Source organism: Modicisalibacter ilicicola DSM 19980 (genome assembly GCF_900128925.1).
Taxonomy (GTDB): domain Bacteria; phylum Pseudomonadota; class Gammaproteobacteria; order Pseudomonadales; family Halomonadaceae; genus Modicisalibacter; species Modicisalibacter ilicicola.
Window position 1 is genome coordinate 456,123 of sequence record NZ_FQUJ01000002.1, and the last position, 15,339, is coordinate 471,461.

General features: G+C 63.4%; 15 protein-coding genes. 6 read left to right on the forward strand and 9 right to left on the reverse strand.

The annotated features are described in order from the left end of the window. Nucleotides 1–88: 88 nt before the first annotated feature. Nucleotides 89–1,051, reverse strand: coding sequence for a LysR family transcriptional regulator (locus BUA41_RS02190; RefSeq protein WP_072819260.1), 963 nt, complete (start codon nt 1,049–1,051; stop codon nt 89–91). A gap of 181 nt (nt 1,052–1,232) precedes the next feature. Between BUA41_RS02190 and BUA41_RS02195 the strand changes: the two genes are divergently transcribed. Then, nucleotides 1,233–2,030: a TraX family protein gene (locus BUA41_RS02195; RefSeq protein ID WP_072819262.1), complete on the forward strand. Its 798-nt coding sequence runs from the start codon at nt 1,233–1,235 to the stop codon at nt 2,028–2,030. Nucleotides 2,031–2,137: 107 nt separating this feature from the next. On the opposite strand, the gene BUA41_RS02200 is transcribed toward BUA41_RS02195, so the two are convergent. From BUA41_RS02200 to BUA41_RS02220, 5 genes are all read right to left on the reverse strand, one after another. Next, nucleotides 2,138–3,217 (reverse strand): YeiH family protein, encoded by a 1,080-nt coding sequence (locus tag BUA41_RS02200; protein ID WP_072819263.1) that lies wholly within the window; start codon nt 3,215–3,217, stop codon nt 2,138–2,140. Nucleotides 3,218–3,266: 49 nt separating this feature from the next. Further along, a complete protein-coding gene (locus BUA41_RS02205) occupies nt 3,267–3,755 on the reverse strand; it encodes a universal stress protein (RefSeq protein WP_072819265.1) in 489 nt (162 codons plus the stop codon). Between the two features lie 45 nt (nt 3,756–3,800). Beyond that, the gene (locus BUA41_RS02210) at nt 3,801–5,144 is read right to left on the reverse strand and encodes a TRAP transporter large permease (protein WP_072819266.1); all 1,344 of its coding nucleotides are present in this window, start codon (nt 5,142–5,144) and stop codon (nt 3,801–3,803) included. A gap of 3 nt (nt 5,145–5,147) precedes the next feature. Beyond that, a complete protein-coding gene (locus BUA41_RS02215; RefSeq protein ID WP_072819267.1) occupies nt 5,148–5,711 on the reverse strand; it encodes a TRAP transporter small permease in 564 nt (187 codons plus the stop codon). 118 nt (nt 5,712–5,829) lie between these two features. Beyond that, a complete protein-coding gene (locus tag BUA41_RS02220) occupies nt 5,830–6,843 on the reverse strand; it encodes a TRAP transporter substrate-binding protein (protein ID WP_072819268.1) in 1,014 nt (337 codons plus the stop codon). 237 nt (nt 6,844–7,080) lie between these two features. On the opposite strand from BUA41_RS02220, the gene pdxR reads away from it, so the two are divergent. Then, nucleotides 7,081–8,571 (forward strand): MocR-like pyridoxine biosynthesis transcription factor PdxR, encoded by a 1,491-nt coding sequence (gene pdxR, locus BUA41_RS02225; protein WP_072819450.1) that lies wholly within the window; start codon nt 7,081–7,083, stop codon nt 8,569–8,571. Nucleotides 8,572–8,647: 76 nt separating this feature from the next. Here the strand turns inward: pdxR and BUA41_RS02230 are convergent, their stop codons facing one another. Together BUA41_RS02230 and BUA41_RS02235 are read right to left on the reverse strand one after the other, a co-directional pair. Beyond that, nucleotides 8,648–10,084, reverse strand: a complete 1,437-nt coding sequence (locus BUA41_RS02230; RefSeq protein WP_072819269.1) for an NAD(P)/FAD-dependent oxidoreductase — start codon at nt 10,082–10,084, stop codon at nt 8,648–8,650. A gap of 42 nt (nt 10,085–10,126) precedes the next feature. Beyond that, nucleotides 10,127–10,516: a nuclear transport factor 2 family protein gene (locus tag BUA41_RS02235; RefSeq protein ID WP_072819270.1), complete on the reverse strand. Its 390-nt coding sequence runs from the start codon at nt 10,514–10,516 to the stop codon at nt 10,127–10,129. A 296-nt stretch (nt 10,517–10,812) separates the two neighbouring features. On the opposite strand from BUA41_RS02235, the gene BUA41_RS02240 reads away from it, so the two are divergent. The 4 genes from BUA41_RS02240 (at nt 10,813) to BUA41_RS02255 (ending at nt 14,068) form a co-directional block, all read left to right on the forward strand. Continuing rightward, nucleotides 10,813–11,793, forward strand: coding sequence for an AAA family ATPase (locus BUA41_RS02240; RefSeq protein WP_072819271.1), 981 nt, complete (start codon nt 10,813–10,815; stop codon nt 11,791–11,793). Beyond that, nucleotides 11,793–13,514 (forward strand): cobaltochelatase CobT-related protein, encoded by a 1,722-nt coding sequence (locus BUA41_RS02245; protein WP_072819272.1) that lies wholly within the window; start codon nt 11,793–11,795, stop codon nt 13,512–13,514. Before BUA41_RS02240 ends, BUA41_RS02245 begins: the two co-directional genes overlap by 1 nt. A gap of 96 nt (nt 13,515–13,610) precedes the next feature. Next, nucleotides 13,611–13,856, forward strand: a complete 246-nt coding sequence (locus tag BUA41_RS02250; protein WP_072819273.1) for a FitA-like ribbon-helix-helix domain-containing protein — start codon at nt 13,611–13,613, stop codon at nt 13,854–13,856. Then, on the forward strand, nt 13,853–14,068 hold the full coding sequence (locus tag BUA41_RS02255; protein WP_072819274.1) for a type II toxin-antitoxin system VapC family toxin: 216 nt from the start codon (nt 13,853–13,855) through the stop codon (nt 14,066–14,068). The genes BUA41_RS02250 and BUA41_RS02255 overlap by 4 nt, the downstream gene beginning before the upstream one ends. A gap of 284 nt (nt 14,069–14,352) precedes the next feature. On the opposite strand, the gene BUA41_RS02260 is transcribed toward BUA41_RS02255, so the two are convergent. Further along, the gene (locus tag BUA41_RS02260; RefSeq protein ID WP_072819275.1) at nt 14,353–15,339 is read right to left on the reverse strand and encodes an alcohol dehydrogenase catalytic domain-containing protein; all 987 of its coding nucleotides are present in this window, start codon (nt 15,337–15,339) and stop codon (nt 14,353–14,355) included.

Consider the following 15,339-nt stretch of genomic DNA (forward strand, 5'->3'; position numbering starts at 1 on the left):
CGCAGCGGCGACTATCGGAAAAACCGATAGTGCTCAGCTTCAAAGTGGAAAGAGAGGCGATTGCGCCGCGATCAGACGGCGGTCGAGGTCATCCCCGGGGAATGGTGACGCGTTCGGACAACCAGGGCAGGTGGCGTTCAAGCGCCCCGAGGTAGCGCGTCTCGAGCAGCCGGCGGCTGTCCCGGGCCAGTTGGGAAGGCAGGTCGCCGAGCTCGTCGCGGCGCGCCACCAGGGTGAGCTCCCGGGTCAGAGGCGGTACGGGCAGCGGCACCACCTCGACGTCGAGTCGGTCCAGGCCGGCCTGGTAGAGACACAGCGGTGTGCTGATGGTCCAGCCGACGCCGGCATCGACCAACCGCAGCACCGCGAAGGTGTTGTCCAGATGCAGGCGCGCCGGCAACTCGAGACGATGGAGGCGCAGATGCCGCTCGATGGTCTGGCCGATCAGCGACTGGGGGGTGTAGCGCACGAAGTCGAGCTGCCGGGCCAGCCAGCGCAGATTGTCCCGAGGCCCCGTCCAGATCTTGGGCAGCACCAACACGAAGGGTTCGTCGAGCAGGGCATGACGTTCCAGCCCGTCGTAGTCTTCCAGGCGGTCATCGGAAATGATGATATCCACATGGCGGGTCAGCAACGCGTGGCCATGCATGTGCGACAGGCCGGTGGTCAGGGTGTAGTCCCGGGTATGCCGCTTGATCGCCTCGATCAGCGGCTGTCCCACCGCCGTGGCCAGCGAATCGACCAGGGCCATGCGCACCTGATGCAACTGCTGGAAGGCACCGGAGCAGAGTTCGCGACGCGTCGCCCGGGCGTCGGCGAGCATCTTCTGGGCACGATCGTAGAAGAAGCGCCCGGCGGCGGTGGGCTCCAGCGGCCGGGAGCGGCGCTTGAACAGCGGTGCCCCCAGCGCTTCCTCGAGGTTCGCCAGGCTTTGCGACACCGTCGACTGCTTGAGCCCCAGGCTCTCGGCGGCAGCCGTCTGGCTGCCGCGCTCCAGCGTCTCGACGAATATTTCCATGCTGCGCAGGTCGAAACCGAAAGCCCCTCGCATACCACGCCCTCCGCCTGGAACCATCACTCTTGCTCTACACGCCTGGCAGGGGGCGTGCGTCTGCGAATTGCACCGCCACCCCACTGACCCAGCACGCGTCTTTCAAACCGCTGCGCTCGCTGGCAGTTTTCGACGACAATCGCTATGGTACCGCGATTGTCATGATCAAGCGGAGCCGACGATGCCCCTGCCATCCCCTACCCTGGCTACCCAGCAGACACAGCGCCCTTCCTCCGCCTGGACCGCATGGGGCCAATGGCTTGCGCTGATCACCATGACCGTCGACCACGTGACCCGCTACCTGCTTCCGGGCAGCTGGGACGCGGGCTGGGCCAGCTCCTCCATCGGCCGTATCGCCTTTCCGCTGTTCGCCGGCATGGTCGCCTGGCACGGCCTGTTCAACACCCGTGACCCTTTACGCTACGCCCGGCGCATCCTGATCATCGGCCTGGTGGCGCAACTGCCCTACATGACCATGCCCCGGGACGGCTTTCAGCTGAACATCACCTTCACCCTGGCCCTGGGCCTGATCTGGGGAACCTGGTTGCGCGACCTGTCACGACGCTCCGGTGTCGATGCGGACGCCCCCCTGCAGACGCCCCTGCTGATCGGTGGCTCCCTGGTCCTCTGGTGGCTGCTCGGGTCCTGGGTGGAATATGGCCATCTCGGCCTGTTGCTGGTGCCGCTCTACATGTTCGCGCTTCAGGCGCTCTCCCAGCCTTCGCACGCCCTTGCCGAGCGCCTGATGGCCGCCGGCGCGGCGCTGCCGGTGCTGCTCGTCGCGGGCCTGATGAACAGCTCCGACATGGCCAAGTCGTTTACCGTGGCGACCACGCTGTTCGTGCTGCTGATGGCCGCCGGGGCGGCCAGCCGCATACCCCGGATCACCCCGGGGGCCAGAATGCCGCGCAAGCTGTGGCTGGCCTGGTACCCGGCGCACTTCGCGGTGATCGCCATTCTCTTGCACTGGCCCCGTTGAGACGCTATAGAGCGAGACCGGCCTCGCGCTTGCGCAAAGACCGCTGCCGAGCAGTGCCGGCAGCGGTCTTTGCGTTTCCAAGGGTCGATGATCCGGCGGTGTCGTCGTCAGCTCCCCACGCCACCGACGAAGATGAAGCCCAGCACCAGCAGCAGCAGGAAGAGGGTCTCGACCACCATCAGGATGATCGGCTTCCAGCCGACGACGGCGAGCTTCTGGAAGGAGGTCTTGATTCCCAGCCCGGCGATGGCCGTCACCAGGCACCAGCGGGACAGATCGGTGAACCCCTCGACGGCGACTGGCGGGATGACCCCGAAGCTGTTGATGATCACCAGCACGATGAAGGCGACCAGGAAGGTCGGCAGCATGGGCACCTTGCGAGCCCCTTCCCCCTCACTCTCCGCCTGGCGCTGCCGGCGATAGAGGAAGATGAAGGCCATCACCGCCGGCACCAGCATGGCGACCCGCAGCAGCTTGACGAAGGTGGAGACATCGCCGGTATGCTGGGAAATGATGTACCCCGCCCCGACCACCTGGGCCACGTCGTGGATGGTCCCGCCCAGGAAGATGCCTGCCTGGTCGTTGCTCATGCCCAGCACGCTGACGAACAGCGGATAGATCACCATGGCCACCGTGGAAAGCGCCGTCACTGCCACCACCGTGAGGATGGTATTGCGCTCGTGGTTTTCGTGCCGGGGCATGACCGCCGACAGGGCCAGAGCTGCCGAAGCGCCGCAGATCGCCACCGAGCCACCGCTCAGGAGCCCCATGTCGCGGGGCAGGCCGAGCAGCCGGGCCACCATCACCCCGGTCAGGATCGTCAGGGTGACCCCGGCAACCACCGTGATCACCGGCCCGATGCCCAGCTCGGTGATCTGTTCGATGGTGATTCGCACCCCCAGAAGGGCCACACCGATACGCAGGATGGTGCGCGAGGCGAATTCCACCCCCGCCAGGCAACGTCCCTCCTCGGAGAGGAAGTGCAGCGACATGCCGAACAGCAAGGCGTAGAGCATCACCGGGCCACCGTAATGGTCGGCGATGAAGGTCGTCGCCAGGGCGATGGTGACGCAGATCAGCACGCCGGGCATGAGCGCGGAGGCGCGTTCCGCCCGGCGCCCGCCGACGCGATGAAAATGTTTCTTCAGCGCGTTCTCGGGCTGGGGGTTGGGGTCTTGCTGAGTCATGACATCACCTTTGAAACGAAACCATTCCTGTCGTTGTTCGGCACGCCGCTCAAGCGGGTCCCGGCACCACCATGACGGGCACGAGGGAGCGCTTCAGCACCCCCTTGGCCACCTTGCCGGCATAGGAGGCGGTCAGCCCATGCTTGTTGGCGGCGATCACGATGAAGTCGTGACCGCGTTTCGCGGCGACCTCGCTGATCACCGAGGCAGGGTACCCCTCGAGAACCTCGAGCGCTTCCACCTGGGCGCTCAGGGCCTGCCGCTGGTCCGGATGGCGCTCGAGGAATTCCTCGATCTTGGTTTCCAGCCGCTCCCGTGCCTGATCGATACGCTGACGCAGGAAGCCCTCCAAAGACTCCCGATTGCGAATGTTGACCTTGAGGGTGTTCATGACATCCTCGGCGAGGGGCTTGACCACGTGCAGGACGTGCAACCGGGCGCCGGTCGCCAGCGCCAGCTTGGTCGACTGCTCCAGGACCCCGTGGGAGTCGCCGCGCAAGCCCACGCAGCAGAGAATGCTCGAAATATGCTGTTCCATCTTGCCTCCTCGATATTGTCTTCGTAGAGCCGCAGTGGCCTGACACTAATACCCCATCATTCTCGGCAACCACAAGGATATCTCGGGGAAGTAGGCGATGATGAACACGGCAAATATCGAGCCGGCGGCGAAGGGCAAGGCCTTCAGGGAGATCTCCTCTATCGAGGCGCCTCCGATGCCCGAGGCCACGAACAGATTCTCGCCCAGGGGCGGCGTCTGGAAACCGATGGCCAGGGCACAGACGACCACGATACCCACCTGCACCGGGTCCACTCCCAGCATGTACATGATGGGCAGCAGCACCGGGGTCAGGATCATGATGGCCGCCAGGGTCTCCATGAACATGCCGACGAAGAGCAGAAAGAAGATGATCATCCCCCAGATCAGATAGAGGTTGTCGGTAAAGGCCAGCATGGCCTCGGCAATGTGCGCCGGCACGCGCTGTTCCACCAGCAACCGGCCGAAGACGGTCGCGGTGAACAGGATGAGCAGCACCCGACCGGTGATCCAGGTCGTCGTCTCCAGCGTGCGCATGGCGGGCTTCCACTTGAGTTCCTTGTGCAGGAAGATGCCCACCACCAGGGTGTAGGCGATCGCCACGATGGCCGATTCCGTGGGCGTGAACAGCCCCGTGTAGATGCCGCCGAGGATGATGATCGGTGCCAGGATCGACCACACCCCCCGGCGCAGGGTCTTGCGAATGTCGGGGAACGACCAGCGATCGGTCAGGCCTCGATAGCCTTTCTTGCGAGAAATGATGTAATTGATGCTCAGCAGGCAGGTGGCGATGACCACACCCGGCAAGATGCCCGCGATGAACAGCTTGGGAATCGACAGGGTCTGGAACGAACCGTGCATTTCCACCGCCTCCGGTGGTGGTTGCAGGCCCATGCCGGAAATACCGAAGATGACCATGGGAATGGAGGGGGGAATGACCACGCCAAGCCCTCCGGATGAAGCGGTGACCGCTGAACCGTAAGCGCGGTCGTAGCCGCGATTGGCCATGGCCGGAATCATCAGCATCCCGACCGCGGCCGTCGTTGCCGGCCCTGAACCGGAAATGGCGCCGAAGAACATGCAGGCAAACACGGTGGCCGCGGCCAAGCCGCCGGTAACCGGCCCGGCAAAGGCCTCGGCGATATCCACCAGGCGCTTGGATATTCCCGCCGCCTCCATCAAGGCACCGGCGAGGATGAAGGCAGGCAATGCCATCAAGGGGAAGGAGCCCACGGACGTGAACGCCATCTGCACGAAGGCCATGGGGTTTTCGCCAATCGACAGATAGGTAATGAGCGCTGCCACCCCCAGCGAGACCGTGATGGGAGCCCCCAGCAGCAGCAACAGCAAGAATGCGCCGAACAGAATGTAGACGATCATGGTATCGCTCATGGCTCAACGCTCCCGGTCATTGGTGTGGGTGGCGTTCTTGCCACTGGAACGTTGCATGTCCTGAACATCCCGGGTTTCGGGATCGACCAGATCCACCTTCTTCACATACTTCAGATAGTCGTTCTGGATGATGCGAAAGGTCATCGCCGCGAAGGCGATGGGCAATATCAGATAGAAGTACTTCATGGGCACGCCCAACGTCTGGGATTTCCAGAACAGGTTCATCTTGTTGAAGACGAAATCGTAACTGAGGTAAACGAACACCGCGTTGAACACGATCCAGATGATGTCCGTGAGGAGGGTGCAGAACGTTTCGACCCAGCGGGGAAAGAACTTGAACTGAAAGGTGACACGATTGTGTGCCGACATCTTGGCCGCGTAGACGGCTCCCAGATAGGCAAACCACACGAACGCGTAGGTCGCCAACTCATCTCCCCAGGCCAGGGAATAGCTGAACAGGTTTCTCAGCACGATCTGGGCAAAGAGGATGGCGACGAAGGACACCAGGAGAAACTGGCAGATATAGTTCTCCAGGTTGTTCAGTATCTTTAGCGTTACATGCTTCATGACGGCTGGCCCCTCCGGAGCATGGAGTCTGGCGATTGCGATCTTGCGGAGTCACGGGGGTCTGCACCGGCTCCCGGGAGCCGGTGCAGTGGCTTGCGTCCTGAGATGAGCGTCGGGCCTATCCGGCGGGGGCGGGATCGCGTCCCAGGGCCTCGAGCGCCTGATCGAGCTTTTCCTTGCCACCGATGCTGTCGTAGAACTGCGGCCAGACCTGGGTGGCCTGCTCGATCCACTCCTTCTCGTCGTTGGCGGGCTGGGTGATGGTCATGCCATGCTCTTCGACCAGTTTCTTCTTGATGGAATCCTCGGTTTCGACGAGGTAGTCGTAGCTATGCTCGGTGGCCTCTTGGCCTGCCTCCAGCACGGCTTCCTGCATCTCCGGACTCAGGCTCTGGAACTGACCTTCCCCCATGATCAGGGGTTCGAGCAGGAACACGTAGCAACTGTCGGTGGCGTGATTCTGCACCTCGTAGAATTTCATGGCATCGATGGTGATGTAGGGGGTGTCCTGCCCATCGACCACGCCTTGCTGGAGAGCGGTAAAGGTCTCTGTCCAGGCCAAGGGATTCGGATTGACGCCCCAGGCCTGATAGGCGGCGATCATGATCTCGTTCTTGGGCACGCGGATGACCAGGCCCTCGAGATCCTCGGGCTTTTCGATAGGTCTCTCGGAGTTGGTCAGGCGACGGCAGCCGGAGTAGGACCAGCCGAGAATCCGCACCCCGGCGTCACGGATGGTGTTTTCCGCGAGCTGATCGCCGATTTCACCCTGAGTGAGCTTCTTGGCATCCTCGGCGTTCTGCATCACGTAAGGCAGCGTCAGCACGCCGACGGTCGGTGAAAACGGCGTGATGTTGTTGATGGCCAGAATCGACAGGTCCAGCAATCCCATGCTGGCGTTGTTGACTGTATCCTGCTCGCTGCCCAACTGACCGTTGGGGAAGATGTCGACCGTGGTATCACCATCGCTCTTCTCTTCGATCAGCTCGGCGAATTTGGTGGCGAGCTCGTACTGGGTTCCCCCGGCGGCGTCGCCGACAGCCATCTTCCAGGTTTGCGCCAGGGCATTGCCGCTCAGGGCGACGCTCGCAAGGGAGATAGCGGCAGGTAGCATCAGTCTTGTTAGTTTCATGTCATACTCCCAACGTTGTTGTTGTCCAAGTATGGATAATGGGTGCAAGGCAAAAGGCACCAACAGGACCAGATTGACACTGCATGTTGGGCCAGTTTACACAAGTCTCGGTAATTCAATGCCTTGGCGGCAGGAGAGTGGCGAGGGGCTTTGACCTAAGTCGTAGGCACCCAGAGCGGCGATGAGTACCAAACGAATAATGAGTATCCGGCGATGACCGGTTCCAAGGCGACATTCATGAGTCAACTGCTTTTTCATCTCGACGCCAGCTTGCGCACCAGTCTTCAGCAGCAGCTACGCGAACAGGTGGCGCGCGCCATCCTCGATGGCCACATTCCCGCAGACAAGGCACTCCCCTCGAGCCGCAAACTCGCCCAGGAACTGGGGATCGCACGCAATACCGTGATGCTGGTCTACGAACAGCTGCTCGACAGCGGTTATCTGGTGGCCAAGAGCCGCAGCGGCTACTTCGTCAATCCGGAAATCCTTCAGGGGCATGCCCCCACCCCCGAGCGCCTCAACGACATCGAGGCCGAGCACCTGGCCTGGGAAGAGCTGCTGACCATGCATCCCTCTCGGCAAAGGACCATCAACAAGCCCAACGACTGGGCCAGCTATGACTACCCGTTCATCTACGGGCAGACCGACCCGGAACTCTTCCCGACCCAGCACTGGCGAGAATGCAGCCGCGACTCGATGAGCGTACCGGCCATTCGCAGCTGGTCCGTCGATCACCTCAACGACGACGACCCCCTGCTCATCAACCAGGTTCGCACCCGCCTGCTCCCGCGACGCGGCGTATGGGCCTCGTCCGAAGAGATATTGGTCACGGTAGGCGCCCAGCAGGCGCTGTGGATCGTCGCCATGCTGTTGCTGAAGCAGGGCCGGCGTTTCGGCATAGAGAATCCCGGCTATGTCGACATGTACAACATTGCCTCGATCTTCACCAAAGACATCCTGCTGCTGCCGGTGGATGAACAGGGCATGCGACCCGAGCCTCGGGTCAGCGCCTGCGACCTGGTCTACGTGACCCCCAGCCATCAGTCGCCCACCACGGTCACCATGCCCCTGTCCCGCCGGCGCCAGCTGCTCGACATGGCGGAGTTGGACAACTTCCTGATCGTCGAGGACGACTACGAGAGCGAGACCAACTATCTCGACAACCCCACCCCGGCGCTCAAGAGCCTGGACAAGCACCACCGCGTCATCTACGTCGGCAGCCTGTCCAAGACCCTGGCCCCCGGCCTGCGGGTGGGGTACATGGTCGGCCACCCGGCCCTGATCCGCGAGGCCCGGGCGCTACGCCGGCTGATGCTGCGCCACCCCCCGACCAACAACCAGCATGCCGTGGCGCTGTTCCTCGATCGCGGTTACCACGATGCGCTGCTGCGCCAGATCCATCGCGTCTATCATCGTCGCTGGCAGTGCATGGGCGAGGCGCTGGCCAGGCACATGCCCCACTCCACGATTCCGTCCGCCTACGGTGGCGCCAGCTACTGGGTCAAGGGGCCGGCGGGGCTGGATTGCGACGCCCTGCGAGAACTGGCCCGCCAGGAAAGCATTCTCATCGAGCGTGGTGGCTTGCATTTCTTCGACGAGCCGCACAGCGAGTATTTTCGGCTCGGTTTCTCGGCGATCCCCGAATCACGCATCGAGCCGGGCATCGAACGACTCGCCAGGCTGATTCCCCAAGCCACACGGGATCATCGAAAAGCCGGTTCGTCTTGACAAGAGAACCGGCTTGGGGACCCTGGCGTCTGTTCATGATCGCTACGGACGAGTGCAGTGGGTCATGGGCAAGTGCTCACAGCACCTCGTCCTTGAGATAGTACCAGCGGTACAGGAAGCGCTGGCCGATCCGCCGGAACGGCGCGAACACCTCCGCCTCGACCTTCTCCCTCAGGTTGGGAAACGGCAGCCGCGAATTGAAGATCGGCAGATCCAGTTCCTGGCCCTGGCCGGCGATCCACTGCGCCAGGCGGCGCCCGGCCTGAGCGGAATACATCACCCCGTTGCCGCCATAGCCCAGCGCATAGTAGATCGTCTGGTCGGCATCCGGCTGATAGATCCGCGGCATCATGTCGTGACTGACATCCACCCAGCCCCACCAGGAATAATCGATCTGGACACCCTCCAGCGCCGGGAACTTGCGGTGCAGGTCACGAATCAGCATCGCCTCGAACTTCTTCGCCGGCGCATCCTTGCCGGAGATGGCACTGCGGCTGCCGATCTGCACCCGGTTGTCCGGCAGGCGGCGGTAGTAGTGGCGTAGCACCCGGGTATCGGTGATCACCTGCGTGGTTTTGAAGTTACAGGCATCCAGTTCTTGCTCGGTCAGCGGCCGTGTGACGATGGAGTTGGACAGGATCGGCAACAGACGGTTCTTGAGTTCCGGATGCAGGCTCTGGGACGTGTATCCCCCGGTGGCGATTCCCACCGCCCGGGCCTTGACGGTGCCTCCCGGTGTCTTCAGGTAGTGCACGCCATTGCGTGTTTCCCACCCCTGTACCGGGCTCGAGGGATGAATCTTCGCCCCCAGCGCCCGGGCCTTCCGGTGATAGCCGAAGGCCAGCTTGCCGGCATGAACGCCGATGCCCTCGGGCTCGTGCATGGCGCCGGCCGCCTCGGTGTCGCCCACCCAGTCGCGCTTGACCGTCTCGCCGTCCAGGATCCGAGCATCGTAGTCGAAGGTCTCGCGCAGCAGCTTGGCCTCCTTCTCCAGAGTCGGCATGACCTTGTCCCGGTGCGCCAGGTACAGGTGGCCACCGTGCTGCGGCTCGCAGTCGATATCCTGGATCAGCTCCTTGAAGGTCTGCATGCCGGCAACGCACTCGGCATGCATCCTGAGCGCGGTCTCCTTGCCCCAGCGCTCGATCCACTGGGAGCGCTTCAACCGGCCCGAGGCGCACTGCGCCTGACCGCCGTTGCGGGTGCTGCACCCCCAGCTGGCGCGGTTGGCCTCGAGCACGGTCGCCTTGATGCCGTGTTCCTGGGCCAGGAAGATGGCCGCGGTCAGGCCGGTGAATCCCGAGCCGATGATGACCACATCGACATCCATGTTCTGGGTGACGGGGCCATCGTCCGCCGGCGGCTCGCCCGCGGTGCCGATCCAGTAGGTGGGCGCATACTCGCGCCCTTGGCCCGGGGTGGCGCTCTTCAGGGGATCGTAGGCCGGATCATAAGGCTGGGAAGGAGCGGTGCTGCGCTCTCCCTCCACGCCTGCTTGTGCTGTTGTCTCCATGATCTGACTCCTCAGGATGGGGATGCCGTGATGTACGGTTTATCAAGCGTCCTGGTTGAGCGGCGGACGATTCTTGCGGAAGGCGTTCTTCACGGCGATCTTGCCGTCTCGGAAGGTGAACGCATCGATCATGCGCGCCTCGGAACGCACGCCCTCGGTGGTGGTGCCCTTGTAGGTGCTTTCCGAGAAGCCGCGGTCGCCGATCACGAAATGCTCGCCATCGACCCACTGCGCGTCCGGCGCGTTCTTCCAGGCGGCTTCCAGCCCCTGGCGTACCTCGTCCTGGCCCTTGAAGGTCTTGCCCAGCAGGTCCGGGCCGGCCACGGCATGAAACTCACAATCGTCGGTCATCATGCTCATGACCTGGTCGATGTCGTGATCGTTGAGGGCCTGGCTGAAGGCTTTCAGGAAATCGACGTCGGGCTGGCTCATGGCGTGCTCCTGGTGGTTGTCGTTAATGGCATGGACATCGCGGGTTCGGCGCGACCCCCTCGAGTCCGACGAGAGTATGGCATCGCCGGCAAAAGGCTTAGCACCAGATGCCCAGCGCGTGTTGGGCCAGTCCCTGGATCCCACCGACACCCCATGCAAATTTCACAATCTGGTACGATTTGCCTATTTTTTAGAAATAAAACTATGATAGACAGGGACGACACCTCGCTTGACAACCTCGCCGACGACAAGCCATCAGGGCGATATCAGGTTCGAGCCTCCAGGAGAGCAGAGAAGTGACCGACCTCATGAACGCCAAGCCCGACAAGATGCAGTCCGTGCGCACGCTCTTCGGTATCGACAGCGACCTGGAAGTGCCCACCTTCGGTGAACGCGCCGACCACGTCCCGGAAATCGACACGGCCTATCGCTTCAATCCGGATGTCACGCTGGCGATCCTCGCCGGCTTCACCCGCAACCGTCGGGTCATGGTTCAGGGGCTGCACGGCACCGGCAAGTCGACACATATCGAGCAGGTGGCGGCGCGCCTGAACTGGCCCTGCCTGCGGGTCAACCTGGACGGGCACGTCAGCCGCCTGGACCTGGTCGGCAAGGACGCCATCGTGGTGCGCGACGGCCTGCAGGTCACCGAGTTCCAGGAGGGCATCGTGCCCTGGTCGCTGCAACGGCCGGTGGCGCTGATCTTCGACGAGTACGATGCCGGGCGCCCGGACGTGATGTTCGTCATCCAGCGCATCCTCGAGCGGGAAGGCAGCTTCACCCTGCTCGACCAGAACCGGGTGATTCATCCGCATCCCTACTTTCGTCTGTTCGCCACCGCCAACACCGTGGGCCTGGGCAACCTCGACGGCATGTACCACGGCACCCAGGTGCTCAATCATGCCCAGATCGATCGCTGGAACATCGTCGCCAAGCTCGACTACCTGCCCCACGACGAGGAGGTCAGGATCATCCTGGCCCGGGTGCCCGGCAAGGACAGCGAGAAGGGCCGCAAGCTGATCGACGCCATGGTCGAAGTGGCGGACCTGACCCGCAAGGGCTTCGCCGCCGGAGACCTGTCGACGCTGATGTCGCCACGCACGGTGATCACCTGGGCGGAGAACTGCGAGATCTTTCGCAATCCGGCCCGCGCCTTTCGCCTGTCGTTTCTCAACAAGTGCGACGAGGCCGAGCGCCCTATCGTGGCGGAGTACTACCAGCGCTGCTTCGGCGAGGAACTCGACGAGTCCTATCAGCGCACCCAGGAAGCCCCCTAGTGGCCAGCCCGCAGCAACTCGCCCGGCGCCAGCAGCATATCGAGGAACTCTGTGCCGCCTCGCTGCGCGCGCTGACCGGGGAGCGCGACCTGCACTATCGCGGCAGGCGCCTGCATCGCGGTACCCAGCCGGTGCCGGTGCACGCACCCCACCTGCGCCTGGACGACGACAATCTGGATTTCACCGCCTACCGGGGCGTCGCGGACGCCACGGCGCTGCGCTTATTGCATTCCGACATCGATCTGCACCGCCGCTTGTGCCCGGAGGCTCCGGTGGCACGGCTGATCTTCGAGCTGCTGGAACAACTGCGGGTCGAGGCCCTGGTACCAAAAGGGTTGCCCGGCATGGCGGACAATCTGGATCAGCGCTTCGAGGCTTGGTCCCAGGATTTTCATAACTCCCGATTGACGGAAGGCGTCGTCGGCCGGCTGGTCTACGCCACCGCCATGATCTGCTGGACGCGCATCACCGGCCGCCCGCTATCCGAGGAGACTGGGGATTTCATCGAAACCATCCGCGGCCGCCTGGTGCCGATCATCGGCGCGGATCTGGCCGGACTACGGCGTCATCGTGAGAATCAGGCCGCCTTCGCCGAGCACGCTTTGAGAATTGCTCAGATCACCGCCGAAGGTGTTGCCGAGGCTCGAGAGGCGCTAGGCGATGACGACGAGCAGAATGAAGACGAGGAATCGGAAGGTTTCGCCCTGCTGCTCGATTTCGACGAGGAGGGCGACGAAGGCTTCGCCACCGCCCTTTCCGGCCACAGCAAGGTCTTCGCCGACAGCGAACAGCGCTATCGCGTCTACACCGACGCCTTCGACCGCGAAGATGCGGCGCGGGACCTGGTACGCGACGCCAAGCTCGAGGAGTACCGCCAGCGCCTCGACAAGCGTCTGGCCGAACTGGGTATCAACCTCCGACGCCTGGCCCAGCTATTCACCGCTCACCTGAGCAACGTCGAACGCGACGGCTGGAGCTTCGGCGAAGAGGAAGGCCACATCGACGGTCGCCGCCTGGCCCAGTTGATCACCTCCCCGGCCGAGCGCCGCCTGTTTCGTCTCGAGCAACACAAGCCCCGTGCCAACAGCATGGTCAGCTTCCTGATCGACTGCTCGGGTTCGATGAAGACCTACAGCGAGCCTCTTGCCCTCGTCCTTGACCTGCTGGCCCGGGCCCTGGAGATGGCCGGCGTCGCCACGGAAATCCTGGGCTTCACCACCACCGCCTGGAACGGGGGCCGTGCCCAGCAGGAGTGGACGAGCAAGGGCCGGCCGGCCCACCCGGGGCGCCTCAACGAGGTGCGCTACCTGGTGTTCAAGGAAGCCGCCCAGCGCTGGCGCCGGGTGCGTCGCAACATCGGCGCCCTGCTCAAGCACGACCTCTACCGCGAAGGCATCGACGGCGAAGCCGTGGACTGGGCCTGCAACCGCATGCTCGGGCGCGACGAGCAGCGCCGCATCCTCATCGTCGTCTCCGACGGCTGCCCCATGGACACCGCCACCCACTTGGCCAACGACAAGTTCTATCTCGACAACCACTTGAAGGACGTGGTGGCCCGCCGCGAACGCCAGGGCGACGTGGAGATCCGTGGCCTCGGGGTGGGGCTCGATCTCAGCCCCTTCTATCGTCATAGCCTGGCGCTGGACCTGGCCCACCCCCTCGACAACGAGATGTTGATGGAAGTGGCCCAGTTGATCGTGGGTCGGGTGCGTCAGCGCTAGCCTTTTTACGGCCTATTTCACTCGCAAGGCATTGCCACACCCTTGACGAAAAACCATATTGAAACCGCCGTGCTCATGCATACCAGAGTAAAGGCCATGGCATCCCTGACCGTAAAAAATATCCCCGATGAGCTGTACGATCGGCTCAAGACCTCGGCAGCACTTCATCGGCGGAGCATCAATAGCGAGCTGCTCATCTACCTGGAGCGCGCCCTGCTCCCGTCCAACGCCACACCGGAGCAGCACCTGGACAAGGCTCGCGAGTTGCGTCAGCAAGTACGCACTGACCGCCTGCTGAGCGAAGCCGACATCACCGACGCCAAGAATGACGGTCGCCAATGATCGTTGCCGATACCAACACCATCGCCTACTTGTACCTGCCCAGCGAACATACCGAAGCCGCCGAGGGTGTGCTGAAAAAGGACGCTCAATGGTTGGTACCCAGGTTATGGCGCAGCGAATTACGCAACATCCTCGCCTTGTATATGCGAAAAGGGCTACTTGAACTCGCTACGGCCTATCAGATTCAAGACCAAGCGGAAAAGAGGGGTTGAGCGATGCGCTTACCCCCTGTTGAATCGTTTGCGGGAATGATACCCCTCGACGCGTCTCTGCGTCATACCTTGTGCAGACCTATGCTAGCCCCAGTGCATACGAAACCAGCGGTGAGTCGGGCTCTTGCGTTGTCTGGCGCTCCAGGGCATCGATGAGCGCGCCGCACTTCTCATCGATCACGTCCTGCCCATCGAAAATCGCATGACGGTAGCGACACTGCTCAACGATATACCCATGGCATCGTAGATAACTGGCAACCCGAGAAACCGGCTACTCTTTTATCTCATGGCACCAGCACGATCTTCGCCGCCGAGGTACGCCCAGCGACGAGGTCGGCAAACGCGCCGGCGCCCTCGTTCAAGGGACGGGTTTCCACCCATTCGAGACTCCCCAGCGCGCCGGAGTCGAGCAGCGCCACCGTGGCCCGAAGGTCGCTCGGCGTGTAGGTATAGGCCCCCAGGAAGGCGATCTCCTGCAGGGTCAGGGTGCGCACATCCAGCTCGCCGGCGTTGTCCTGCAGGCCAACGTGCATGATGGCGCCGCCGGGACGCGCCGCGTGGGTCGCCATGGCCCGGGTGGCGCCGGCGCCGACGCAGTCGAAGACCGCCTCGACACTGTTTTCCTCGGGGCCGGCATCGCGAGGGTCGAAAGCCTCCAGGCCGACGTGCTCGGCCGTCTGGCGACGCAGCGGATTGGTGTCCGCCAGGCGCAGACGACGCACGCCGCGCTGGCGCAGCATCAGGCCGGTCAGAAGCCCTACGGCGCCGGCGCCGATCACCAGGGCACTCGCTTCCGCCAGGGGCCTCGCCAATACGCGCTCGAGACGCTGGATGCCGTGCAGCGCGGTGGCGGCGGGCTCGGTCAGGGCGGCGGCCACCGGCGACAAGCTGTCGGGCACCTCGATCAGGCAGTGATCGGGAATGGTCAGGGATTCGGCGAAGCTCCCCGGCCGGGTCATGCCGATCATGGTGCGATCGCTGCACAGGTTTTGACGCCCGCTCAGGCAGTAGTCGCAGCGCCCGCAGACGATCAATGGATTCATGGTCACCCGCTTGCCCGCCAAGGCGCCCTCGGTGACCTCGCCCGCCGCCTCGTGGCCCAGGATCAAGGGCGGCACGCGGCGAGGATCGTGGCCGTGATAGGCATGAAGGTCAGAGCCACAGATGCCGGTGGCGAGAATCCGCACCCGGGACTCGCCCGGTGCCAGGGGGGCTTCGGCCACCTCGCGCATCTCGAGGCGTTCCGGGCCGGTGTAATAGAGTGCTTGCAT